Source organism: Balneolales bacterium ANBcel1 (assembly GCA_029688905.1).
Taxonomy (GTDB): Bacteria; Bacteroidota; Rhodothermia; order Balneolales; family Natronogracilivirgulaceae; genus SLLW01.
Map to the genome: position 1 here is coordinate 300888 of JARULB010000001.1, position 26453 is coordinate 327340.

The following is a 26453-nucleotide window of genomic DNA, read 5'->3' on the forward strand; positions in this document are numbered from 1 at the left end:
ATTGGTCTGAAGCAAATGGCAGCTTCGGCCAGAGGAAATAGTCAATGGCAAGCAGATCATAATCATCAATGCGACCATGGTCGAGGGATTTAAAGCTCGTAATTTGATGCCGGATGCGGACGCGGACATTAAAAAGCGAAGTATTTAATGTTTGTTTAATCGGAAAGTCTTATTTTGAGGTCGGATTTGAATTCGGACATTAAAAAAACGGATTTTTAATGCCAAAAGAGCAACAATACACCGTCAACCCGGATCGTACACAGCCGTGGAATTCATTACCTGATTTGCCGGTTGCACCGGATCTCTACAGGGATGTAGATATCTACGAGCAGCTCGGCCGGGCAAAGGAAGCACTGGCGTTGCTGGCAGGGCGAAGTATAGCCATTCCAAATCCAGGGATGCTTATTAACTCCATAACCCTTCAGGAAGCCAGGGTATCAAGCGCCATCGAAAACGTGTTCACCACCGATGACGACCTCTACAGGGCGCTGAGTGATTCGAAAACAGATGGAGAAGCTGCAGGTCCGGCCAAAGAGGTGCTTCGATACCGGGAGGCCCTTTGGGAGGGATATCACTACCTGAAAAAGAAGGGTGCATTCGACCGCGACTATTTTATCAGGCTGTATCAGACCATCAAGGAGAGCGGAGATGGCATTCGTCCGCCGTTTGCCAGGACATTGATCCGGATGGGGGGAAGCGGTCCGAATGCGGGAAAACCCGTCTATACCCCGCCTCGCGGCAAGGGAGTAGTGGAAGCCAAACTCGACAATCTGATTGACTTTCTGAACGATGAGCAGTCGCAACCGGATGATGTACTGCTTAAAATGTGCATTGCCCACTATCAGTTTGAAGTGATCCATCCGTTCCGGGATGGTAATGGACGGGTGGGACGCATCATGAATTTGCACATCATCACACGGAACCATCAGCTGGAACTACCTATTCTTTACCTTAGCCGGTACATTCTTGAGCATAAGCAGGATTATTATGAACACCTCGCGGGCGTATCCCAGCGCGGCGACTGGAAGAGCTGGTTGCTCTACATGCTGAAAGCTGTGGAATGGACCTCACAGCTTACCCTGCGGAAGGTCAATGACATCATTGGAACAAGGGAGGATATACTTGATGTGCTGCGGGAACAGACAGACATTCGCCGGCCCGGGGATCTCGCCGAAGCGATTTTCACCCAACCTTATGTCAAGGTGCAGCATCTGGTGGATCGCGGAATCTATGCCGAAAACACGGCCCGCAACTACCTGAATGAGCTGGCGAAAATACAAATCCTGGAGAAAAGAGAGATCAGGGGCCGGCACTACTACATCAACCCGGCCCTGGTCGAGATTTTGTCGTATTGAACATATGCCGTGCAGAACCGCATTCTATTCGATCCATGATATTGCAGGTGGCGCAGGTACAACTTGCTGCACGACTATGACCATATGATGAACATGACTTAGCGTTCATGTGACAGCCGGAACCGAAAAGGCATCACTCTGATTTCAACTCATCACCGGGAGGTCTTTTCCAGCCGTTCGCGAAAATACTGCTCCAGCGGCTTGTCAGAGATATACACACAGCAACCTTTCATGCCGCGGGTGAGCAGGATGCGGTAGATGTTGCGGATCATCCGGCACATCTCTGCGGGTTGGCCCTTGAGGCCGGACTTGCCCTTGGCATCGCGGTATTCTTTCCAGTTGCTGTAGAATGATCCGCGGCGGGCGGTGTGTGCCTTGTATGATAATCTGTCATCAGAAGCATGAGAGATCTCGTTTAATCCGGCATCCGTCCGCTCAAATACTTCCTCATCAAACAACAGTCCCGACTCCCCGGCCTGCTGCCCGTCCAAAAACCGGAACCGGAGATCACTTCCGATCAGCACGCCGACATAATCAAACTCAAGCCCCTGAGCGGTGTGTACGCATCCCACCTGATCCAGCCCTGCTTCCTTAATCGCCCAGGTCGATCCCAGCTTCCGTGAGTTCCAGGGCATCGCAAAGTCAAATTCCGGGATGGCCACATCCGCCACTTCGGCATCCGGATTCCCGTCCTTCGCGGCGGTCCACTTCCACGCATATCCTGCCAGCATACGTGCACGAAATCCTTCATCGGCGCGCTGCCGGACCCAGTCGCGCACTTCGTTGGGCGATTCCGCAATCCGAAACTCAAAATCGTTCTTGTCCCATCCGTCGAAATTGCCGGTATCCCGGATGTCGAGCACATCATTGACCCAATTGACGTACCCATCCGCCCCGGAACAGCGGAACTGAGTGGCCAGCTCCAGATCGATGATTTCAGCCTGATGTTGTCCCGCGACTCGCCGGACCTCAGAAACGGCACCGATGTCTTCCGGACGAATCACCTGATCGTCATCAATAAAGAAGATGCTGACTTTGGCCGCATTGACTATGTCATCCACCTGATTCTCCCCCTGGTACATGAAGGCCGACTCGTTTTTGAGCCGGTGCGCTTCATCGACTACGATGACATCAAACGTATCCTTTGGTGTGTCCAGATACTTGCCGGATCCCGTAAGCAGATGTTTGGCCCGGGCTCCGTCCCCGCCTGATGCCAGTTTGTCCAGCATCACCTGGCGAAACGCCGCATTCGGCGCGACAAAAAAGACATTTTTCCGCTTTTTCAAGAATCCGCCTAACAAGCTCATCGAGACGACCGACTTGCCGGTGCCGGGTCCGCCGTTGACCAGAATCACCGTCTTGCGGTCGGCGTTGAGTCCGCGCTCCAGCGCCATTTCGTAGGTGACCTTCTGCTCGTCAATCAGGCGGAATTCCCTGTTGCCCCGGAACAGTCCCACGACATGATCCACCAGCTGCTTGCTCGGCCGGATGTTGCCGGATTCGATATCGTACATGATATCCATACCACGGCCGCGGCCCACATGATCGCGGAGGAACTGCTCCAGCTTTTCGTAATCATCCCTGAAATAGATCGGGGCATCGGCGATCGACTCTTCGTAGACCGGATCGGTAAGCGGCTCGGGGTTGCTGCGGCTGTAATTATGCAGATAGGCGCAGGCTACAGGGGTGATTTTTTTCGTGTAGACGTTTTCGTTGAAATCCGACAAAAAGCCTTTGTAGGATGAGGCCTGGTAGGACGGGTGCGTGACGTAGTGTCTGTAATAGGGTGTCTGCACGAGGTCCTTCTGATCGGTACTTTGCGCCTCGGTCCACTGCTTCAGTTCAACAATGACGAACTTTTTGCTGCCGTCCTGGTCGCGACCGGATATGATAAAATCGACCCGTTTGGATGTGGACGGGAGTTTGTACTCGATGAGCACGCCGCAGTCATCGGGGATGCCGGACCGCTGCAGCACCCGGTCCATGTACATCAGTGAATTTTGCCAGGACATGTCCTCGGCGGGATGAAAGCGGACCTTGCCGGTCTTCTCGAAAAACGCCTCCTTGATGCGATCCACGATTCGGAAAGTATCCACATCCTTCCGGAACCCTTCGGCCGAGTTCTTGTAGATTATCATGCTGATGTAATTGGTTGACGTGTTTGGAAGACTCCCGGAATTGCGTGAAAATGGCTTGCTGGTGGTTCGCCCACTTCAGGTACCGGGCCGGTTGATTCAGAGATGCAATGTGCCTTACTGATGTTTTTTTGCAGCCTGGGGACAATAGCTCACCGTACTCTCACAGCTCGGTATACTTTCGCGCTGTGCCCTTCGCCTTATCCACCGGGTACTTCTTGTCGTTGGATTTGATCTTCTCCAGGACGATTTCCTTAACGTCGAAATCGTACTTTTCGGCCAGCAGGAAAGCGTAGGCAAAAATGTCAGCCAGCTCCTCTCTGACCTTTTCCTTGGATGCATCCTCCGGCTGTTTCCACAAAAACTGTTCGAGCAGTTCGCCGGCTTCGACGTTCAGGGCGACTGCGAGGTCCTTGGGATTGTGGAACTGCTCCCAGTCGCGCCGATTCCGGAATGTGATCAGGGCATCGATAATCTCTTGCATGGGCGATGAGTGTGATGGGGGATTACGGATACGGGGAATATCCGATATGTTTTGTTTTTTTACAATTGGTTGATAAGTGAATACCCTGTAATGGTTTATTTATTGACTTCCATATGCTTTTTGATAAATTTCAGCTTCCATTCGATAAATCCTGACATGCAATTCTTCATCGGAGTAACCGACGATACCTGGTACAACTATCTGGCACATCATCAACCAGACGAGGTTAACTTTTGGCGTCCCCGAAGTAAAAGTACGTTCAGGGCGATTCCTGAAGGTGCTCCATTTCTATTCAAGTTGCACAGTCCGAATAACTTCATTACTGGAGGCGGTTTTTTTGTTCGACATTCTTTGCTTCCATTGACCCTGGCCTGGGACGCATTCGGGGAAAAAAATGGGGCGGCCACGTTCGATGAATTTCGTCGCATTTTGATGAAGCATAACCAATCTGGAGAACCGAATCCAACAATTGGCTGTACTATACTCACTGACCCTTATTACGCATGGCACGGCCAACCTCTAACGCAGCTGCCGGAATCTCCTCGGGATCAGCCAGCTGTACCATTTCTAAACTGGCATCAGCAAAATGTGTATAGAGGGTAGCCCATTTTTTAAGGCCATATTAATCCAAACTTTTATATGTACTACGGTCCTTAAGCCGTATCCATATTCATCATGACATTAACCGCCGGACTGTACGAACAACTCATCAGCCAAACTCTACGACGCAAGCTTGAGAGTCAAGATGAACACCGATACCATATCGCAAAGGAGCCTCTCGATCCGGAAGAGGCTGCCCTCTACCTGAGCCATTATCTTTCCCGAGTTATGAAATCGGTCCTGGGCGAGTTTCGGTCCGACCGAGAAGGACTCAAGCGTCAGATCCAATTGTGCAATGATCTCATCGAGCGACTGGAGCAATCCACAAAAGGGCTGGATCTATCCGAAGATCTTATCGAGGCTGGTGGTCAGGTTCTAACGGCAGTTTTTCACCGGAACAATTCGTCGGTTTCGAACCTAAAAGAACATCTGAAACGCATCACTCCGGTTACCCGCCTTACGCAAAGCGAGCTTTTCACTGGTAGTCGCGCAGGAATCACCATGGAGAGCGAGCTCAAAAAGGAGATTCTGTCATCAAACCGTATCGACTTTCTGATTTCGTTTATTAAATGGACCGGTATCCGCATTTTTGAGCAGGAATTGCGAGAGTTTACCAGTCGCGGCGGACGCCTGCGTGTTATTACCACATCATATCTGGGTGCTACAGACGAAAAAGCCATCCGCTTTCTGGATGAACTACCGAATACTGAAATCAGGGTCTCCTACAACACGGGCAGTGAACGGTTGCACGCCAAGTCGTATCTATTTCGGCGCAATACCGGTTTTCATACTGCCTACATCGGCTCATCCAACATCTCGCAATCCGCTCTCACCAGCGGGTTGGAGTGGAACTTGAAGGTCACAAACAGCGAAATCAGCCACATTATTGACAAGTTCATCAAGACTTTCGAAACATACTGGAATGATTACGATTTCGAGCCTTATGAAGCCAAACGGCTTTCCAGTGCACTGCGAGATGCGCGTCGGTCTTATGATGCCACACCATCTGTCGTTTATTTCGATCTGAGACCTTACCCGTTTCAGCAGCGGATTCTGGAAACACTCAGCGCTCGTCGGTCGGTTCATGACAGCTGGCGTAACCTGATTGTTGCTGCAACTGGTACAGGAAAAACGGTGATCTCTGGTTTCGATTATCGCAGGTTTTGCAAAAATCAGGAAGAGGAACAAGAAAATTTGCAAAGGCAAGCGAAAACTACCAAACGTCCAAAGTTGCTATTCATAGCACACCGCGAGGAGATCCTCAAACAGGCAATGGCCACGTTCCGCGGTATTCTCCGTGATCAGAATTTTGGTGAATTATGGACTGGTCGCTACGAACCTGCCCATCTTGATTATGTATTCGCGTCCGTCCAGACTCTCAATAGCCGATGGGATCAACTTTCGCTAAGCGAGGATTATTACGACTACATTGTGGTTGATGAAGTGCATCATATTGCTGCGTCCAGTTACCGTCCCATAATCGACTATTTCAAACCAAAGGTGCTGCTTGGCCTCACGGCCACGCCTGAACGCATGGACGGTGAAGACATCCTGCGTGATTTTGACAATCGGATAGCCGCGGAAATCCGTCTGCCTGAGGCACTCAACCGAAAACTACTTTGTCCATTTCAGTACTTCGGCATCACCGATAGTGTCGATCTTTCAGGCGTGACCTGGCGACGCGGAGGTTACGCGACCGAAGAATTGTCCCATGTCTACACCGCATCTGATGCACGTGTCGGTGAGGTTATTGATAGCATTCGTAAATACACCGTCGATGAGCACAAAGTGCGTGCCTTAGGTTTTTGCGTGGATATGCGACATGCTGAGTTTATGGCGGAACGCTTTGCCTCTGCGGGTTTCCGGGCCGCTGTACTTACCAGCAAGAATGACATCCGGAGAGAAGAGTTGCGTCTGAAGTTGGCACGAGGTGATATAAACTACCTTTTTGTGGTGGATATGTTTAATGAAGGTCTCGACATTCCTGAGGTGGACACGGTGCTGTTTTTACGTCCCACGGAGAGTTTGACCGTCTTTCTGCAGCAACTTGGACGTGGATTGCGCAATGCGGATGGTAAGGAGTGTTTAACAGTGTTGGATTATGTCGCAAATGCCCGCAAGGAGTACGATTACGAACATAAGTTCCGAGCATTGGTAGGCAAGACGGACACATCTACACGACGCGAAATCGAACGTGATTTTCCGAATCTGCCACTGGGGTGTTCCATTACACTTGAGCGAGTGGCCCGAGATCGAATCGTCGATAATATCCGCCGAAACACACGGCGCACCCATGCTCATCTGCGCCATCTGATCCGGCAGTTTCGCCATCAGTCGACACTGCCGCTTGCACTTGAAAACTTTCTGGAGTTTTACCATTTGGATCCGGAAGTAATATACAAGAGGGATACAAATTTTCACCGATTGTGCGCCGATGCCGGCTTGAAACCGGGATTCTCCGAATCTCTCGAAAAGAATGTCACTAAAGCTATTTTCCAGAAATGGTTGCCCAATCGATGTGTGGGATACTTCCGGTTTATAAGGCAGCTGTTGACGAAATTCGCACAAAACAAGGTATCTAGCCTGGACGATTCTGATTTTAAAGAACCAGAACACGCGTTGATGGCTATGATGCTCTGTTACGATATATGGAGCGTCCCGCCGGCTAAAGCAGGATTTAGCTCCTTGACGCGGGCTGTAGAACATATCGGGTCACATCCTGTGATGTGTACTGAAATTGTGCAGGTACTGGATTGGATGATCGCCCGAATCGAATTAGAAGAAAAAATATTTCGACCGGGGTACCCTTGTCCCCTTAGAGTTCATGCGCGTTACCATCGTGATCAGATTTTGACAGCTTTCGGATTCAATGATTTTAGAAAATCAAAGTCAGTTAAAGAGGGGGTAGCACGCATTGGTGAAACCAATACCGAGCTACTTTTTGTCACGCTGGAAAAAAGTGAAAAAGAGTACTCACCAACCACCATGTACCACGATTATGCCATCAACGAAGAACTCTTCCACTGGCAATCACAAAATTCAGCCCGACCCGATCGTGGTCGAGGTCAGGAATATGTACAACAACGTGATAAAGGCAAGAACGTGTTGCTTTTCGTACGTGAGCGGAAAAAGTCGAAATGGGGTAATACTGTGGGGTATGTTTTTCTGGGATCTGTGCGGTATGTGACGCATGAAGGGGCGCAACCAATGAACATAACCTGGCGACTTGAGGAACCGATGCCGGCTTCTTTATTGGAAAGTGGAAGAAAGCTGATTGCGGGATAATTACCTATTGGGATGGCGTTTTGCGACATCACCTGGTGAGTTTTTTCTATCTCTTGGGAAAGAGGCGACTTTCTGGCATAGTGGAGTAAAATTCCCGCATCAAAAATATACTTTTCCATCAATCAAGACCTTTGAGCATCTCCTCAAATTCTTCATCGGTCTCATCACCAGGCCATTTGCCAGAGAGTTCAGACAATCTATGTCAGTTATCCTTCCCTCACAGGTTTCGATCAACGCTTAATCATCACCTCCGGAAAGAATACATGGTGACCAACGATATCCTGCATAGCTGGTTCCCTTGAAAAACGAAAACATTGTCCAATTTAGTAAAATTATTGTGATGTTACTTAACCGCACTAGCACCGATATTCATCATATCTAACCCTCGTATTTTCCCCAGAATGACGTCTTTCGGCCATGGCGCTCCCGTAACTCCCGAACATATGCCTGATGGTCGTGCACTTTCTTCCAGTCATCAACTTCGGTGGCCAGCCGATCCAGCTTTTTGAGATAGCGAACGCCATGATGATAAATGGTGGATTTGCCGCGTCGCAGAATGGAATCGAGCAGTGATCGGTAGACAACTGTGGCCGGAAGCGGATAACCGGCTTGTTCCAGGGCTTTTGCCAACGGTAACAGGTTGGAGTAAAAATCCCCGTTGAGTTGTTCCGCCCGCTCAAGGATATAGTCTCCGGCTTCCTCCATAAGGCCCAGATCAACAAGGAAAGCGGCATGGGTCGGCGACAGTTCGCTATCCGCAAGGATCTTCGGCAACTCTTCCTGCAGGACCGCATCATACTGGTCTTTGCCGATCACCGCCAGTAATTCCTGCAGCCCATCAAATGTACGGGAACTGCGAAAGCGTCTCCAGGCAATATCTTTCTGATTTTGTGACTTTCCGAGCTTACCGTAAACGTCAAGCAGCAACCTGTCCCGCCGGGATACTTGATTGACATCTTCGTCGCTGATCTTTTCCAGCCACCCCAGGGCGCTTTGCGCATCTCCTGATTCCAGATACACTTCGGCGATATCAAGCCAGGCATTGGCGTTCAGTGAATCCCAGGAAGCCTGGCGGGTTTTGAGGAACAGCTCGGGATCCCTGATTTGCCGGGCCAGTGACTCGATAAGAAGCAGCCAATGTCTTTTGTGATATTCGTCCGACTCCGCATCCGCCGTTTGTTGTATCCGGTGGATAAGAGACCGAATAACAGATTCCGGGAGGTATTCCGATGCGCGATGAATCAGAGCGTCACGGACGCCATAGCCGTCATGCTTGTTAAGATCAAATACCAGATCAGCCAGCCACTCTTTGTCCGAACAGCGTTGTGCATACGTCGAAAAAATCTCGGCAGCATCATAGCGGAACACGTCCCCGATATACCCGCTGGAGTCATCGCATCTTCCCAGAGTCGCTTCGTCACATTCATAAAACTTCGCCACCAGTTTCGAGCCGGTAACCGGATCATCCGCTCCCTCTTTAAGCATTTCAAGCAGCTGCTGCAGTTCGAGAGAAAACCCGTATGATTCCCCCCATCGGATGAAACGACGGGAGCGCTTGAGTCCGGCCAGTTTCGCCTTGAATTTTTTTACATTCTCCTCGGGAGTGGCAATCAAACGTTCCACAAGCTCATTAGCAATATCATTTTGTTCGGCAAGTTGCAAAAGCGCGTCCGAAAGGGCATCCGGACCCAGTTCTGCAAGGCGCTTTTTTCGGGAGTCATTCATGCTATTATGTGCTTAATTATGCATTTGTGCTATAGTCTGCAGCTTCCTGTTCCGGTTAATCCTGCCGGGTATTTTCTGATAGCTTGTCCGAAACGGAAACGCGCCAAACCAGCACATGGGTTCCAGAACAACGGTCATGTATCGGCCTCCCACTCACCTCCGACCGAACCAACGATATCTTCTTCGTATAAAACAGAGTCCTTTAGCAAGTTTTTTCCGGTATCTTCTTTTTGAGGCGATTCCATCCGGGCAATCGCTTTATTCTGCCTGGTGACTATGTACCGCCCCTGCTCATCGTGCATTACTCGAAGATTTTTTAGGCACCGGGCTTTGAACTCCGTGACTGATATGGTTGTCTTCTTCATTTATAACCACCTCTTTAATAAAAATAGTCATTAAACATAGTTATTATGCAGCCTCAATAAAAGCGATAGCGCTGAATGATGCTCACCCACATATCCTGAAGTCATTCAACGGCAGCCTCGGTAAACTCAGCTCAACATCCATCAAAAGATGGCTTCACAATCAGGCAAACATGACCTCACACCCCGGATTATCCCTTCTTCACATCCCCCCGAAAAACATCATTCGTTTGACGGATACCTGAGCAGCGGCAGCGATACGTTCCAGTACAGCGCGGCAATGCGGATTATCAGAACAGCCATAACGGCCGGAATCACCGCCCAGACTCCCGGAACCTGGAAGTAGTGGAGCACGGCAAACAGCACGGCGCCGCATAGGCTTGCCGACGCGTAAATTTCCCGGCGCAGAATCAACGGAATTTCACCTGCAAGCACATCCCGGATCATCCCGCCGACAACGCCGGTCATCATCCCCATCACAATGGCAATGCCGTAGGAGCCGGTCACTTCAAACCCGTGCCGAAAGCCGATGATTGTAAATATGGCCAGTCCCCCGGCATCGGCATATAGCAGCGTTTTCATCGGAATCCACCAGTACCGCACCAGCAGAAAGGTGCCAAGTGCGGCAAGCGCGGCAACCGGCAGGTAGACCGGGTCGGAAACCCAGAATACCGGATGATTCCCCAATATCACATCGCGCAGCGTGCCGCCCCCTACAGCGGTTACACAGCCCAGCACCACCACACCGAAAACATCCATCCGTTTCCGGCCGGCGGCAAGCGCGCCGGTCACAGCAAATGTTGCCGTGCCCAGCAGGTCAAGTATGTAGATCAATGGAATCATTCACTGCTCGCGTTCATCACGGTTCAACGTTACGAAAGGCGGAACCCCCGGTCAATTCCAAAATGAACGAACCGCGTGAAGAGCAGCCACCCCGGCAATGGCGCAGGAAGGATGGTGACTGCACGCTGTCGGTCACACCGGGACAAATTGATTCACCACCGGGACTTTTTCGAAGGAATGATGAAATAGATCATTTTTTTATGAATACATTACCGAATCCGGTGTATGATTGGTAAAAACCACAATGACGTGAAAAGCCGAATTGATATAGAACCAGGCCTGGTGCATCGGGTGCGCAGCGGTGATGCACGGGCGTATGGCGAGCTGGTGGATGTGCTGATGAAGCCGGCATATTACCATGCGCTCGCACTCACCGGCCGCCACGATGACGCCGTTGATGTGGTCCAACAGGCGTTCATCCGCGCCTGGGACGCCCGGAGCGTTACGGATCCGGCACGACCGTATTACCCATGGTTCTATACCATCCTCAAACGTTTGTGCCTGAACGTACTGCGCAGCCATAACCGAAGCAGGGAAACGGCACAGAGCATGCTGCCCGCATGGATCGAACCCGCAGGCAGCGAGGATGCCTCCACCGATATTCTGCGAGCAGAACAGAGCCGGTTGCTTCAGGAAGCACTGGCCCGCCTGGATCCCGACCGCCGGCGCGCTGGTACTGCTGCTGTACGGCGCATGGATGGCGCTGTCGGGACTGCTGACCGACCCGGAGATCGCCTGGTGGGTCCGGACAGCCATAGCCGCGGCCGTTGCCGGAACCATCATCCTTATGATCTCACTGATCCGGGAAAGAGTGTATCTCCATAAACGTGAACGCTATAAAGATATCATACGATGAAAATCACAACTTCTTCCGAAATAGCCGGACTAAAAATCGAACAGACACTCGGCCTTGTCCGGGGAAACACCATCCGTGTTCGGCACCTGGGCCGGGATATCGTCGCTGAATTCCGCAAACTGATTGGAGGGGAAATCCAGGGGTATACGAAAATGATGGCCGAAGCCCGGGAACAGGCCGTCGACCGCATGATCGATGACGCGAAATCACTGGGAGCCAACGCAATTGTAGATGTGCGTTTCTCCACGAGCTATGTGATGTCCGGTGCGGCGGAAATCCTTGCTTACGGCACGGCGGTTATCGTTCGCTGAGTTTACGGCGCGAGTCTTGGCAGTGTACCGCATCCTTAGATGTGAAAAGCGTTTCGTCGCGGAATTGATGAAAGGCGGGGTATCAGAACCGTGCGGGAGGCATTAATTCAGGAGACCTGAAAATGGCACTGCGTCAGAAGAAATACGGCAGGAATCGCGCCTGCTTCAGAATTGCTCCGTGGTAACGGTATATACCGCGGAGAATGTACCGTTGTTGTGCTCTCCGGCGTCGAGAGTCCCAAGCAGCTCGATTTCGGCGATGCCCCGATAGCTGCCATTGTCCGATTCGGTAAAGGTAACAGCCGCCGGAGTCCCGTCCGGATTGATGAGCCCCTCTTGCAGTACGTTTCTTCCAATTCTTATTTCGGGCTCGAATGCCAGTCTTCCGCCATTGCCGTCACTGAGTTGCCGGTTTCCCTGGACACTTACCAGCATCTCGCTGTGGGGCGCAGCAGGAATGGATATCCTGCCCGATCCGGGTGTTCCAGCTTCAAGCGTCATACTCCGCTCTCCATTCATTTCCACTTTCATGGGAGCAACGTGGCTGATGTTGGAAGGCTCCACGACCGTGACACTTACATTGAGACTCGCCGATGTTGCTCCGGAAGCGTTTGGCGAGTGGGCGTTCACCTGAACTCCAATGAGCGCCAGAAGGAGGATACCAGCGAGTGTTTTCATGGCTTTATGGTTTATTAAGATTTCTTAACTATATATAATTAGAAAATCTTAATGAAGCAAGTTATTTATTAATTTTTTTTAATAAATAAGCTCGCGCAAAAGCCCTAATACCCGCAAGTATCTGCTTGGCAATAATTTATATTTATTAATTATTTTTAATTTTTTTTTAGAGACGCACAGACATAGCCGCAGTTCCGGCTTCACTCCGGGTCCGGTCACCTGCCAGGTGGGGGATCAGACAGGTAATAGATGAACAGGTTTTGCGCTTTTACTCTCTATTTCGCGTACTTCCCGGCCAGGATCTTCAACAGGCGGGCAAGACGATTTTTCATCTTGTTGCGCGATACGATAAAATCAAGGAATCCGTGTTCCAGGAGGTACTCTGAGGTCTGGAAACCGTCAGGCAAATCCCGCCCGATGGTCTGCCGGATCACACGCGGACCCGCAAAGCCGATGAGCGCTCCGGGTTCGGCGATATTGAAATCCCCCAGCATGGCGAAACTGGCGGTAACACCACCCGTCGTGGGATTGGTCATTATCGAGATGTAGGGTACCTTCGCCTCGTGAAGCTGCCCCAGTTTTGCCGATGTTTTGGCCATCTGCATCAAACTGAGCACACTCTCCATCATCCGGGCGCCGCCCGACTGGGAGATGATGATCAGAGGCTTTTTTTTCTCTCTTGCATGGTCTATGGCCAGGCCGATTCGCTCACCAACCACCGACCCCATACTGCCTCCAATGAACCGGAAATCCATGCATGCCACAACAACTTCCATCCCGCGCAGCTTCCCGGTGGCAACGCGTGCCGCATCACTCAGGCCGGTCTTCTTTTGCGTTTCACTGAGCCGATCCTGGTACTTCTTGCGATCCTTGAACGTCAGCGGATCCACCGGCAGAATATCGCCGCCGATCTCCTCGAACTCCTCTCCGTCAAACAGCATCTGAAAATAATCCTGGCTCCCGATCGGAAAGTGGTAACCGCTGGCCGGATCCACCCAGCAATTCTCCTCCAGCTCACGCCGGTGTATGGTCTCGCCGGTGACCGGAACCTTGACCCAGATGCCCTCCGGCATCTCCTTGGGAGATTTTGTGACAATGTTTAAATCCTTGCGTTCAAACCAGCTCATATGTGTCTTGGCTTCCGTCCGTGTTGCTGCGGCTTGTTTGTCCGACCGCAATAGTTTCTCTTTTTCCCCGACCCCGGCATGCTTCTCACACAAGTGATGATACCGTCTGCCGGTCATATCGCCCGGTTATTTCCGGGTGTTGTAATCCCTGTAATAATAAGGCGTAAAAAGTTCTGTTGCGACATGTTCCGTCAATTTTTACAACGACCATCGAGAGTCGAACGGAGATCTGTTCACCATCACGCCTGTTTGTGCCGGCATCGCACCGAAGTTTCTTCGACTCCTTGCCGATGTTCCTTCGACCACGCACCGAAGTTGCTTCGACCACATACCGAAGTTGCTTCGACTCCGGTTCGGGATTTGTCCCACTACACGCCGAAGGTGGTGCGGATCCGGTTCGGGTCCGCATCGACTTCCATCCAAAGGCTTCCCGAACCAGTCCCGAACCAGTCCCGAAGAAACTTCCTCCGGATTCCCCCGCTCACGCCTGCGAAAAACCCGCCTTTCACAGATCGGAGTAATAGTCGGGTTCAAACAGGGCGGGATCGACTCTCCGAATCAGCTGCAGGTCATGGCGCTCCTCGCCCGCCTCCTCCCTGCCGGAATTTTCTTCATGAACACCGGCTTTATCATTATCCGCAGCATCCCCGGTTCCCGCCGCTTGATCCCCGCTACTCCCAGCCGGCTCCTCCTTTCCCCTGTGCGGATCCAACCCGGCCGACATGTCGGGATAATATCCCAGATAGGACAATATGGCGGCAGCTGAAATCTGTTCGCTTCCGGGAAAAGCCAAAAGCGAACCCGAATCGAAGCCGCGATCTGCCGCAAGTTGCATCAGGCGGTCCGTCCCGGTACCCGCCAGCATCCGCCCGGACATCCACAATTCCAGCACCTCATCGAGTTCCCTGATTTTCAACCCGGTTTCGGGTGTGATTCCGCGTTCGCCGATCCGCCATGACTGATGATACAGATGGGTGCGCCTGGCATCAATAACCGCATCCACAATTCCGGTATCACCATTCGTACCCGGCATGGGACCCGGTCCGCCCGCCTTCCCTGCCTTTCCCGCCTCCCGGCCGTAGCCCGTTGCGCCAAGCGCAATGCCCGCCAGCGTATTGCAGGCGAACAACGGAACATCGGTATCAAACAACAATCCTTTCACCGCGCTGCTCCCGACACGCAGGCCCGTATAGGAACCGGGACCGGCACTTACCAAAACCGCTCCAAGCTCGTCAACCCGCAGCCCGGCAGCACGAAGCAGCCGGTCGATGAACACAAACGTCCATTCCGAATGTCCTCCCCGTCCTTCGGCCCGCTCTTCATACAACCTGCCGTCGGGCACGCGCAGGGCCACCGAGCAAACGGGCGTGGCGGTTTCAATAGAAAGCAGGGGTTTGGCAATCAGGTTCATGCAGGGGTGGTAGCGAGGTTGTGGACAATGCCGGATATGACATGGCACCAGAATGGTAACCAACCCCGTCAATATAGGGATAATCCCCTCCCCTGTCACTCGTACCGCAATGATTCGACCGGGTTCACCATGGCGGCGCGCCGTGCGGGAAAGATCCCGGCCAGCAGGCCGATCATGGTCAATACACCGGTTGTGAGTATCATGGCATCCGTAGAAAGGGACGGACGGCCCAGAAAATCGGCCACACCGCCTTCCAGATTAAGCCCCTGAACACCCATCACCAGACTCACCGACACCAGAACTCCGATCGCCCCGCCCAGAATACATATAAACAGCGCTTCAAAAATAAACTGCGAGACAATATGTCCGTTGCGCGCCCCGATCGCCTTCTTGATGCCAATCTCTCTGGTCCGTTCCTTGACCACTACATACATGATGTTGGCAACCCCAACGCCGGCGATCAGCAGGGTCAGCACCCCCACCGAAAACAGAAAGATCTTGATGCCGATACTGACCTGATCGATAATCTGTTCGGACTCGATGAAGTCCCAGACCGGAACAGCCTGTTCATCATCGGGATGGAACTGGTACTTTCTCCCCATGATCTCCCTCACGCGCGAAATAATGACTTCCTGGTGCGCAGGGTCTGTCGGCCGGATCAATACCGAACCGAGATACCGGTGGTTATAGATCTGGCGGAAGGTGGTATGGGGGATGATGGCGCGCCGGGCATCGGGACCGTTGCTCATGGACATTTGCATTTTTTCGCCCATCACGCCGACCACCGTGAAAGAGGCCTGGTCAAGCCGCAGCTGCTGTCCCACCGCGTCGCCATTGGGGAAAAGCTGATCCGCGATTTCGTGCCCGATAAACACGACACGGCGCCGTTCGGCGACATCCCGTTCGTTGAGGAACCGGCCGCCCGCCACCGGATACATCGACCGCATCTCCTCAAAGCTTGCATCCACCCCTTCCATATAGGTATTGGTGTTGTTGAACTCCGAACGGAGTCCCACGCTTCGGCCGTACTGGGCGGAAATCAGCTTGATTTCAGGAATAGAGCGCCGCAACAAATCCACGTCACCATCGCTGAAGCGGATCCGGCGTCCGACATCCAGGCCCTCATACGAGCGGGTGGTTTGACCGCTATAGAAAATCATGACCTGATTACCGCCGCCGCGCATGCCCTGCAACATCTGGGTAGTCAGTCCCTCTCCAAATGCGAGAAGGGTGATTACGGCGATGGTGCCCCAGCAGATGGCGATTACGGTGAGCCCTGAGCGCAGTTTCTGTTTGCGCATGTCCTGGAGGAATTCTTTAATGAGGTTGATCCACATGGCTTTGTTCCAAAGGTTATGAATGAGCTATCTGAGGCACTCGACGATATTGAGCCGTGATCCGCGGAACGCCGGTGTCCATCCGGCGGCCAGGCCGACAACGGCGAGCACCACAAAGGCGATGATACCTACCGACGGGGTAAACTGCGGGGTGCCGACAAATTCGCCGATGGGAATGTAGCGCATGGCGTAGACGATCCCCCATCCGATCAGATACCCTATTGCAGCTCCGATACCGATCAGCAGGAAGGTTTCACCGAAGAAGTGGGCCAGAATGGTGCGACGTTTGGCGCCGGCCGCACGCCGGATGCCGATCTCCTTCATACGCTCCTGTACCACCACAAACATGATGTTTGCCACGCCGATGCCGCCGACCGCCAGGGTCACCGCCCCGATGGCACCCATGAACGAATTGAATCCCAGAAAGAAGTACCTCATGAAGAGGAAAAACTCACCGGTATCCCAGATCATGATGGCGTCGGTATCGGTGGGAGCGAACCGGTGCCGTTCGGAGATGACGGCCTGAATCCGGTTCCGAACATGCTCGGAGTGTTCCGGATTATCAATCTGGTAGATGAAGTTGTTGAGAATATCGGTGCCGAAAAAGGTGGAATATGTGGTTATGGGGATGAAGGCCCGGTCATGGTCACGCATGCCGTAGGAAGAGTCCTGTGACTTCGGCTGCATCACACCGATGACGAGAAACGGGGTCTGGCCTACCAGTACCTCCTGCCCTACGGCCTCCTCATCGCCAAACAGAAGCTGCTTGAGCTGATCGCCGAGAAAGATGACCCGGCGCCGGTTTTCAACATCCCGGTCGTTGATCCAGCGGCCACCTTTTTGGGGGTAAATGTTCCTCATTTCAGCATAGTTGACCGGAACTCCGGCGAACATCGGGGAGTTGCGCCGTTCGCCACGGCTGATCACCGCCGACCAGGTGACCAGTTCCGCGGCGATTTCGGATATTTCGGGGATGTTTCGGGCCAATGCATCAACATCCGATTCGCGGAAGCGGATGGGACGGCCGATTCCGTACCCTTCGTGGGGTTCGGTGGTCTGTGACCCGAACACGAGGACAATCTCATCCCCCAGTCCGCGCATGTTGAGCATGAGCTGGTCGCGAAACCCCATGCCGAAAGCCAGCAGAATAATGAGGGTGGCGGTTCCCCACACGATACCGAAAAGCGTGAGGAAGGTCCGCAGCCGCTGTGTGTTGATGGTCTGGAAAAAATCCTTGAGGAAGTTCATGGTCGGTATTCCGGATAGGTGATAGCTTGTTAGAGGCAGGTCCGGTCAGTTGGCCGATACGGTGCGGACCGGTTTTTCGAGCACCTTGTCGCCTTCGCCGAGTCCGTCGACCACTTCCACGTTGATGGCATCGCTCAGGCCCACTTTCACGGGGATCTCAACCCGTCCGTTTTCACCCGATCCCGGGATTTCCACGGTAGTAAGGGTGTCGCTGTAGGTAACCACCCTCTCCGGGATCATCAGCACGTTCTCCCGGTTTTCCACAATGATGTTGGCGTTGGCCGAATAGCCTGCCCGAAGGGTGTGACCGCCGGCTTCGAGGATGCGGATTTCAACGGGAAACACGATGCTGTTATCGCGGGTAGTGGACTTCAGCGAGATCCTGGTCACTTCGCCACTGACCTTCGCGTTAGGCAGTGCGCCGATGCGGATGTTGGCCTGCATCCCTTCCTCAATCTTGCCCACATCGATTTCGTCGACGGTACCCTTGAACAACAGGTCATCCATGCGAGCCAGGGTCATAAGAGGCGTACCGGCCTGATAGGATGTCAGCGGAACAATCGGGTCGCCGATATCCACCATCTTTTCGAGGATGTAGCCTTCGGTCGGCGCTTTCACCACACTTTCGATGAGCGTTTCGCCGATCATGATACGGCCCGATTCAAACAGCTCCAGCCGTTCCCGGTTGAGCTGCAGGTTGATTTCAGAGTCCCGCTTGCGCCGCTGCAGATCCTGGTAATCATGATCCGACACCATGTCGCGCTCGCGGAGCTGCTCCATGCGGAACATTTCGCGTTGCAGATTTTCCAGGGCGATTTCGGCGCGTTCGACGTTACGCTTGGCCTCGGCCAGTTCGAGCGGTGTGGGATCGGGACGGATCTCGAACAGCGGATCCCCCTCCCTCACATAGTCGCCCGCCTCGGCATATACCTTGCTGACCACCCCGGAGATTTTGGATTTTACTTCAATTTCGTTTCGGGGTTCGACCTGACCGACCGCCAGGGCGTATTCCACCAGGTTTCCTCGTTCCACGGTAACCAGGTTTTGCGTAATACCTGTGTTTCCGCCGTTCCCGGTCCGGAGCATCCAGGCTGCAGCAGATCCGGCGATAGCAATAATTATGATAAAAATGACAAATCGTTTCATCTTTCTGGGGATTTTTTTGTTGATGGACTGATGATGCATCCGGTGGATGGTTTTGCAGATATTGCCACCTGCTGTTGATCGATACGGCAGCTCCCTGAAAAGGTTACCCTCCTTCATGAATCCGTATTTGTTTCATCTTTTTTACATTCGCCGGCAACGTCCCCCTCACCCCTTATTTCCACTTTCCGCCCAACCGGTGCCACAACGGGCAGGCCTGTTTCCCGATCCCCCTTTTTTTCCTGTTCGACCCCCATTTTACCACGCTCGCCGCACATCCGTTGCCACCACAACCCAAAGAAATATCACAAAACGGCACTTTATTAGAAAAACTTCAATTTTATTTCATTTGGAAATTGGGCAGTTTAATCGGGGGGGCGGGAACAAATAATATCTTATCAAGTGAATCTTGAGAGTTCCCTTTCCGTATACCTGATTTTTTTCGGGCTTTTTTTAGCCGAAACCCGAGTGTTATTTCCAACACAACACCATCGACATTCAACATCAAAAACAATCACAATATGAATGATATCAACTGCTATTTCGCCCGAAGGGCTCTGCTGACGCTGGTGATGCTGCTCATCACAGTACCTGCGGGTCTGCTTCAGGCGCAAAATCTGGAGACGATCGAGCAAAACGTTACCGAGTTCACCCTGGACAACGGCCTGCATGTCATCGTCATCGAGCGGGATGTCGCCCCCGTTGCAACGTTTGTGACCCATGTGGGCGTCGGCTCGGTCAACGAGCAAATGGGCCAGACCGGCCTCACCCACGTATTCGAGCACATGGCCTTCCAGGGCACCAACACCATCGGCACCACCAACTGGGAAAAAGAGCGTGTCGCGATGGAAAAGATGGATGACGCCTACCGGGAGTGGCTGTACGAATCCAGAAGCTACCGACCCGACCAGGACAGGCTGGACGAGCTCTGGGCCCGCTTTCAAGAACTCCAGGACAAAGCCGGAGAATATATCGTCAACAACGAATTCAGTGAAATTGTTGAGCGTGAAGGAGCTGCCGGACTGAATGCCTACGTCTCCGCCGATGAGACCGCCTTTTTTTACAGTCTTCCCGAAAACAAGGCCGAGCTTTGGTTTGCGCTGGAAGCCGACCGGTTCATGAATCCGGCCATGCGCGAGTTTTACACCGAGAAGAATGTAATCATGGAAGAGCGGCGCGACCGTATCGACAATTCCCCGTTCGGCCGGCTGATTGAGGAGTTGATTTCCACAGCTTTCTCGGCATTTCCCTACAAGCATCATCCCATCGGATGGCCCTCCGATATTGAGGCGGTCACCATTCGCGACGCCATGGATTTTTACGAGGAACACTACGTACCCTCCAACATGACCGTAGTTGTAGCCGGTGATGTGGATCCGGAGCGCATCCGCGGATATGCCGAGACGTACTTCGGTCCGATGCCGGCAGGGCCGCCGCCGCCCAAAGTGCTCACCATCGAGCCCGAGCAGCGTGGCGAACGGCGCCTGGTCATCGAGGAAGACAGCCAGCCCATTCTGCTCATCGGCTACCACAGTGTGGATATGAACCACCCCGATGCCATAGCAATGGATATTTTGAGCGGCATCCTGTTCCAGGGCCGTACTTCCCGCCTCCACCAGCGCCTGGTCATCGACGAACAGATGGCGCTTGAAGTCGGAGGTTTCAACGGGTTTCCGGGTGAACGATACCCCGGCCTGTACATCATTTACGCCGTTCCCAACCAGGGAGTCTCCCTGGCCGACATCGAAGAGGTGATCTACGAGGAGCTGGACCGCATTCGCGAGGGCGACCTTACCGATCAGGACATCGACCGGGTCCGGACCAACGCACGGGCTTCAGCCATTCGGGGCCTCGCCTCCAACCAGGGCATGGCGATCAGCTTTGCCCAGAGCCACGCCTTCCGAGGCGGCTGGCGGACGCTCTTCGAAGATCTGGATACCATGATGGAGGTAACCGTCGATGACCTCCAGCGTGTTGTTGAAACCTGGTTCCGGAAACAGACGCGAACCGTCGGTATGATTCAAACCAGGGACGAGGCCACCGCTTCCCGCTAACCCGGACTTTTAAATTACCCCATACGATGAGAAAAACAATTTTTTATATCCTGCTGACGGCGCTCCTGGCCGCATGCAGCGCCACTGAAACGGCCCAGCGAAAACCGCATGAACATATCGTTTTCCCTGAGCTTAAAGAGTATGAAATTCCGGAACCTGAGCAGTTTACCTATAACGGAATAACCTTCTTTCTGCTCCATGATGACGAACTGCCCCTGGTGGACGTACGGGTGATCGCCAACGGCGGCTCCTGGATGGATCCCGCCGAAAAAGCTGGCCTGGCCTCGGTAACCGGCCAGGTATTGCGCTCCGGAGGTTCGGTACAATTCCCCGAAGAGCAGCTTGACGAGCTTCTGGAAAACAGGGCTGCCAGTATGGAAACCGGCTTCGGCCTTACCACCGGCTTTGCCCGCATGAATGTTCTGAAGGAAGATTTCGATGAATTGCTGCCGGTGTTCACCGACCTTCTTAAAAATCCGACATTCCCCGAAAGCCGGATCGATCTGGCCATGACCCAGCGCCGTACCGCCATTTCACGGCGAAACGAGGAAGCCTCCCAGGTTGCGGCGAGAGAGTTCCGCAAACTGATCTACGGACCGGAGTCCGTGTACGCCCGGACAACCGAGTACGCCACGCTTGAAAGCATTACCCGGGATGATCTTGTCGCCTTCCACAGTCGCGTCTATCAGGGCAGCAACATGCTGGTAGGCCTGGTCGGTGACTTCAATCCGGCCGATGTACGCAGCCGGCTGGAAGAAGCTTTCGGAATATTTGACGAGGGAGAGCCGGCTCCAACCGACCTGCCCGATGTCGATTATGAGTTTGAAGATGCCATCTACTTCGCTCACAAGAGCGATATGAACCAGAGCCAGATCCGCATGGGACACATTGGCGGCTTCCGCGACAACCCCGACTACGCGGCCCTGCAGGTAATGAACCAGATTCTGAGCGGCGGGTTCTCCGGCAGATTGATGCAGGAGGTTCGCACGGCGCAGGGACTGGCGTACGGAGTCTACGGCTCCTACACCAGCAATGTCCGCTACCCCGGCGCGTTTTTTGCCGGATTGAGCACCTCGTCCGAAACCACCCGGGAAGCCCTGGAAGCCACCATCTACCAGATTGAGCGCCTCCAGAACGAACGGGTGACACAGCAGGAACTGGACGAAACCAAAGAACGCATTTTCAACAGCATCATTTTCCGATACGACAGCAATTCACGCATTCTCTCGGAGCGCATGAACAACTACAACCTCGGGCTGCCCGATGATACCTTCGAACAGTACATCGAACAGGTGCGCACTGTAACGGTTGACGATATCTATCGCGTTGCCAACGAGTATATTCGCCCCGGTAAAATGAAAGTGCTAATTGTCGGCAATCGCGATCTGATCGAAGACCAGCTTGCGGAACTGGGCCCCTATCACGAAGTGGACATCACCATACCCCGGGCCGGTGCCGAACGAGAACTCGTGGAAGGAGATGCCGAGGCAGGCAGTGAATGGATCCGGAAAATGGCATCGGCCCTGATCGCGGATGATGCCGGTCTCGGGACCGTTCTGCTGGAAGGAACCCAAACCGTACAAACTCCCCAGGGAGAGATGTCGATGGGGATTACTGCCGAAATGAGCTTTCCCGCCACGCTGCTCATGGAGATCTCCACACCTATGGGAAGCCAGGTTATCGATATTTCGGAAGGCAGCGGAGTTATACGTATGGGCGGACAGGAGCATCCCCTGCCGGGTAACGCAGTGGAATCCATTCTCAACGAGCTTAAACGGGACCCGCTGAATATCGCACGTAACGCCGAAAGTATTGAAGCGCTGTTGACCGGTGACGGCGACACCGTGGATTTGTACCTCGGCGGCGACTATGACATGACGATTTCACTTGACCCGGAGACCCACCTCCCCGTGGAGATGAAATACATGCAATTCGACCCCAATTACGGCCGGGATATCGAAAACCGAACCGTACTCTCCAACTGGAACCTGAACGATGGCATTCGGGTCGCTTATGAGCAGACCCAGTACAGCGGCGGAGAGCTTTCCAGCAGCACCGTCTATACCTCTCACGGACAAAAATAGTCAGCACTACCGGCACCGGCGGCGGGCGCAAATGCCTGCCGCCGTCTTTTTATCCTGCCTCCCTTCTCTCGCACCCTTTCCGCCCGTTTCGCCCTTTCCACCCGGCGCGAAAATACTTTTCACCAACAATAATGTCATGCTATTTCAGTTTTTATAGCACGAGCATGTCGGATTTCAAGAAGTTCAAAAAAGATATCAACAATCCAACATTTGTTGTATATTAACAACAACTTGCGCATAGCCCAACAGGGTGTCGCCTGAAGGGCTGATTAGGGATTTTCAGACTTTTGCGTATATTGTTTGTCTGAAAAACAAAAGAATGACTTTCTCGGCCGTTCACTGACAGTCCCCCGGCCGGCGTAACAAAAGAATAATCCCGAAAGTCATGCCAGGCACATACGGCTGGCCCTGCAGATGACCAACGTGTCATAGCTAAACATCTGGAAGCAACCCATTCAGGGCCCGGGACAAAGCCATTTTTTTACGAATCAGGAAAAGGAGGTCACATTGCCGTACTTCGAATTTCAACCCAATGAAGCTTTTTTTGTTGATGGGAAAGCCCCGAAGTATAAATCTTATAATCTCAGAAACTTTGAGAAAATCCCCCAGGTAAAAAACCTGCCGGAAGAGATCCGCTTTAATATTAAAGTGGTTGGAAACGTGCTTCCGTTCAAGGTGAACAATTATGTAATTGAAGAGCTGATCAATTGGGACAATATCCCGGATGATCCCATGTTCCACCTGACATTTCCCCAGAAGACGATGCTCAAGCCGCATCACTTCGATAAAATGGCGGAAGTACTGAAAAGGGGCGGATCCAATGATGAAATCGCCAAAACGGCCAATGAGATTCGGATGGAGCTGAATCCCCATCCGGCCGGACAAAAAGACGAAAATACGCCTCAGCTCGGCTGCGAGTCCCTTCAGGGCATGCAGCACAAGTACCAGGAAACCGCCCTGTTCTTTCCCAGCCAGGGGCAAACCTGTCACGCCTACTGTACTTTCTGTTTTCGCTGGCCCCAGTTTGTCGGCATTGATGAGCTGAAGTTTGCCATGAAAGAGGCGGAGCTTCTTGTGGAGTATCTGAAAGAGCATCCCGAAGTTACCGACGTGCTGTTTACCGGCGGTGATCCGATGATCATGAAGCCTCGTGTTCTGGCATCCTATATTGACCCTCTGCTGGAAGCGGATCTTCCGAACCTCCGAAATATTCGTATAGGCACCAAAGGTCTGGCCTACTGGCCTTACAAATTTGTGACCGACAAGGATGCCGACGAAATGCTATCGCTGTTCCGGAAAGTGACCGAGTCCGGGCTGCATCTCGCTCTGATGGGTCACTATTCCCACCCGGTTGAACTGCAAACCGAAATAAGCAAGGAAGCGGCCCGCAGGATACGCTCCACAGGAGCACAGATCCGCACCCAGTCCCCCCTTCTTCGCCATATCAACGACAGCTCCGACTGCTGGGCCGAAATGTGGAGGGAACAGGTAAAACAGGGCATGATTCCCTACTATATGTTCGTAGTTCGCGATACCGGGGCGCGTCATCACTTTGACATCCCGCTGGAAGAGGCTTGGAACATCTTCCGCGAAGCGTTCAATCAGGTGAGCGGTATAGCACGAACCGTCCGCGGACCCAGCATGTCTGCCGGGCCCGGAAAGGTTCATGTGCTTGGTGTGAGTGACGTGGCGGGTGAAAAGGTGTTTACCCTCCAATTCCTTCAGGGACGCAATCCGGAGTGGACCGGCCGGCCGTTTTTCGCCAAGTACAACAAGGACGCCGTCTGGCTGGATGACCTGGAACCCGCATTCGGTGAAGAACAGTTTTTCTTCGAAAAAGAGCAGGAAAACGAGTCAATTGAAAGCCATACCAACGGCAACGGAAATGGACATTCCAACGGAAATGGACATTCCAACGGAAATGGACACTCTAACCGGAAAAGCCGCCGCAACGGCCATACCGAAAAGCTGGAGATATCCGACATCCTCCGGGAAGTAAACAATTGACGATCCGGATTCACACATCGATGTGAATCCACCCTATACATTACGATCTCAATCAACGGGCGGTTTTCACGAACTGCCCGTTGTTGTATATGGCCAGGGCGCGGCCGGTCAGGGTTTCGCCAAGATAGGGAGTGTTGGATGACCGGGATCGGATTTCATCCCTGCTGCAAATCCATTCATGCATTGTGGAAAACAGGGTGAGGTTGGCCTCTGTGCCCGCTTCGAGTTTGGGAACCGGCAGGTTAAGTATGTTTCTGGGGTTGACCGCAAGCTTTTCGACGGCCTGCCCAAGCGTCAACACACCGGGACCAACAAGACGCTTGCAGATGATACTCCATGCGGTCTCGAGTCCGATGATCCCGTTCGGGGCGTAAATAAACTCGACCTCTTTCTCATCGACCGAATGGGGAGCGTGATCGGTGCAGATGGCATCGATGGTGCCGTCGGCCAGCCCCTCGATCATCGCCTGCACATCATCGGCGGTACGCAGCGGCGGATGCATCTTCCAGTTGGTGTCGAACCCCCGGCGCTCAATCTCCTCGTCCGTCAGGTCGAAATGATGCGGGCACACCTCGGTAGTCACCCGAATCCCCTTCTTCCTGGCCTCCCTGACCAGCTCCACCCCCTTCCGGGTGCTAATGTGGGCCACATGCACATGACCGCCTGTCAGCTCCGCCAGCATGATATCGCGGGCGATCATCACCTCTTCGGCGATGGACGGCGAACCGGCCAGCCCCAGGCGTGTGGAAACCCGCCCCTCGTGCATGTGTCCGGGACGGGATAGCGGGAGATCCTCCTCATGATTGATCACCGGCATGCCCAGCATTGCCGAATACTCCAGGGCGGTACGCATCAGGCGGCTGTCCTGGACGGGGTCCCCGTCGTCGCTGAACGCCACTGCCCCACCCTGTTTCATGTCGGCCATTTCGGCCAGGGATTTGCCGGCCCGTTCTTTGGTGACGGTACCAATCGGATAGACATCCACCGGAAGTCCCGCCGCCTGTTTTTTGACGTACGAGACCACATCGCGCGTATGGATGGGCGGATTGGTGTTCGGCATGCACGCCACTGCCGTAAAACCGCCGGCTGCAGCGGCCTCGCATCCGGTGACGATGGTCTCTTTGTGCTCGAAGCCCGGCTCGCGGAGGTGGACATGCATATCCATCCACCCCGGGGAAACGTACGCGCCGTCGGCGTCATAGACCTCCCCGGCGGACTCCCTCGCAAGGCCGGTCCCGATTTCAGCTATCATACCGTTCGAAATACGCATATCGACACGCGTACCGCCGTCATTCCGGCCGTCGACCGGATGCACATTCGTGATCAGCAACTCCTTTTTATTACTCATGCCGTCTTTTTATTATTAGGGTTCGAAGCCAAATATAAGCCATTCAACAGAAAATACACA

18 protein-coding genes are annotated in these 26453 nt (G+C 53.1%); 7 read left to right on the forward strand and 11 right to left on the reverse strand.

Annotated elements, in window-relative coordinates; all coding sequences use genetic code 11:
- Positions 1-218 precede the first annotated feature (218 nt).
- Positions 219-1355, forward strand: coding sequence for a Fic family protein (locus tag QA596_01140; protein MDG5766050.1), 1137 nt, complete (start codon positions 219-221; stop codon positions 1353-1355).
- Positions 1356-1507: 152 nt separating this feature from the next.
- Here QA596_01140 and QA596_01145 read toward each other — a convergent pair whose 3' ends face one another.
- Entirely contained in the window at positions 1508-3493 is a 1986-nt protein-coding gene (locus tag QA596_01145) for a DUF2075 domain-containing protein (protein MDG5766051.1), read from the reverse strand.
- A gap of 160 nt (positions 3494-3653) precedes the next feature.
- Positions 3654-3974: a nucleotide pyrophosphohydrolase gene (locus tag QA596_01150; GenBank protein ID MDG5766052.1), complete on the reverse strand. Its 321-nt coding sequence runs from the start codon at positions 3972-3974 to the stop codon at positions 3654-3656.
- A gap of 675 nt (positions 3975-4649) precedes the next feature.
- Here QA596_01150 and QA596_01155 point away from each other — a divergent pair.
- Complete coding sequence (locus QA596_01155) at positions 4650-7859, forward strand: DUF3427 domain-containing protein (protein ID MDG5766053.1); 3210 nt, start codon at positions 4650-4652, stop codon at positions 7857-7859.
- Between the two features lie 378 nt (positions 7860-8237).
- On the opposite strand, the gene QA596_01160 is transcribed toward QA596_01155, so the two are convergent.
- Positions 8238-9584, reverse strand: coding sequence for a hypothetical protein (locus QA596_01160; GenBank protein MDG5766054.1), 1347 nt, complete (start codon positions 9582-9584; stop codon positions 8238-8240).
- A 584-nt stretch (positions 9585-10168) separates the two neighbouring features.
- On the reverse strand, positions 10169-10789 hold the full coding sequence (locus tag QA596_01165; protein MDG5766055.1) for a trimeric intracellular cation channel family protein: 621 nt from the start codon (positions 10787-10789) through the stop codon (positions 10169-10171).
- A 225-nt stretch (positions 10790-11014) separates the two neighbouring features.
- On the opposite strand from QA596_01165, the gene QA596_01170 reads away from it, so the two are divergent.
- Both QA596_01170 and QA596_01175 read left to right on the forward strand, forming a co-directional pair.
- Positions 11015-11614: an RNA polymerase sigma factor gene (locus tag QA596_01170; protein ID MDG5766056.1), complete on the forward strand. Its 600-nt coding sequence runs from the start codon at positions 11015-11017 to the stop codon at positions 11612-11614.
- 27 nt (positions 11615-11641) lie between these two features.
- Complete coding sequence (locus QA596_01175) at positions 11642-11956, forward strand: YbjQ family protein (protein MDG5766057.1); 315 nt, start codon at positions 11642-11644, stop codon at positions 11954-11956.
- 165 nt (positions 11957-12121) lie between these two features.
- Here QA596_01175 and QA596_01180 read toward each other — a convergent pair whose 3' ends face one another.
- From QA596_01180 to QA596_01205, 6 genes are all read right to left on the reverse strand, one after another.
- Positions 12122-12634, reverse strand: a complete 513-nt coding sequence (locus QA596_01180; protein MDG5766058.1) for a hypothetical protein — start codon at positions 12632-12634, stop codon at positions 12122-12124.
- A 275-nt stretch (positions 12635-12909) separates the two neighbouring features.
- The gene (gene accD, locus QA596_01185; GenBank protein MDG5766059.1) at positions 12910-13761 is read right to left on the reverse strand and encodes an acetyl-CoA carboxylase, carboxyltransferase subunit beta; all 852 of its coding nucleotides are present in this window, start codon (positions 13759-13761) and stop codon (positions 12910-12912) included.
- A gap of 505 nt (positions 13762-14266) precedes the next feature.
- The gene (gene tsaB / locus QA596_01190; protein ID MDG5766060.1) at positions 14267-15172 is read right to left on the reverse strand and encodes a tRNA (adenosine(37)-N6)-threonylcarbamoyltransferase complex dimerization subunit type 1 TsaB; all 906 of its coding nucleotides are present in this window, start codon (positions 15170-15172) and stop codon (positions 14267-14269) included.
- Between the two features lie 95 nt (positions 15173-15267).
- A complete protein-coding gene (locus tag QA596_01195; GenBank protein MDG5766061.1) occupies positions 15268-16473 on the reverse strand; it encodes an ABC transporter permease in 1206 nt (401 codons plus the stop codon).
- A 63-nt stretch (positions 16474-16536) separates the two neighbouring features.
- The gene (locus tag QA596_01200) at positions 16537-17757 is read right to left on the reverse strand and encodes an ABC transporter permease (protein MDG5766062.1); all 1221 of its coding nucleotides are present in this window, start codon (positions 17755-17757) and stop codon (positions 16537-16539) included.
- 45 nt (positions 17758-17802) lie between these two features.
- Positions 17803-19020: an efflux RND transporter periplasmic adaptor subunit gene (locus QA596_01205; GenBank protein ID MDG5766063.1), complete on the reverse strand. Its 1218-nt coding sequence runs from the start codon at positions 19018-19020 to the stop codon at positions 17803-17805.
- A 401-nt stretch (positions 19021-19421) separates the two neighbouring features.
- On the opposite strand from QA596_01205, the gene QA596_01210 reads away from it, so the two are divergent.
- The 3 genes from QA596_01210 to QA596_01220 all read left to right on the forward strand — a co-directional run bounded on the left by QA596_01210 (position 19422) and on the right by QA596_01220 (position 25045).
- On the forward strand, positions 19422-20954 hold the full coding sequence (locus tag QA596_01210; GenBank protein ID MDG5766064.1) for a pitrilysin family protein: 1533 nt from the start codon (positions 19422-19424) through the stop codon (positions 20952-20954).
- 26 nt (positions 20955-20980) lie between these two features.
- Complete coding sequence (locus QA596_01215; protein ID MDG5766065.1) at positions 20981-23038, forward strand: insulinase family protein; 2058 nt, start codon at positions 20981-20983, stop codon at positions 23036-23038.
- A 507-nt stretch (positions 23039-23545) separates the two neighbouring features.
- Positions 23546-25045 carry a hypothetical protein gene (locus QA596_01220; GenBank protein ID MDG5766066.1) on the forward strand — a complete coding sequence of 500 codons (1500 nt, stop codon included), beginning with the start codon at positions 23546-23548 and terminating at the stop codon, positions 25043-25045.
- Between the two features lie 52 nt (positions 25046-25097).
- Here QA596_01220 and QA596_01225 read toward each other — a convergent pair whose 3' ends face one another.
- Positions 25098-26393 (reverse strand): dihydroorotase, encoded by a 1296-nt coding sequence (locus QA596_01225; protein ID MDG5766067.1) that lies wholly within the window; start codon positions 26391-26393, stop codon positions 25098-25100.
- Positions 26394-26453 lie beyond the last annotated feature (60 nt).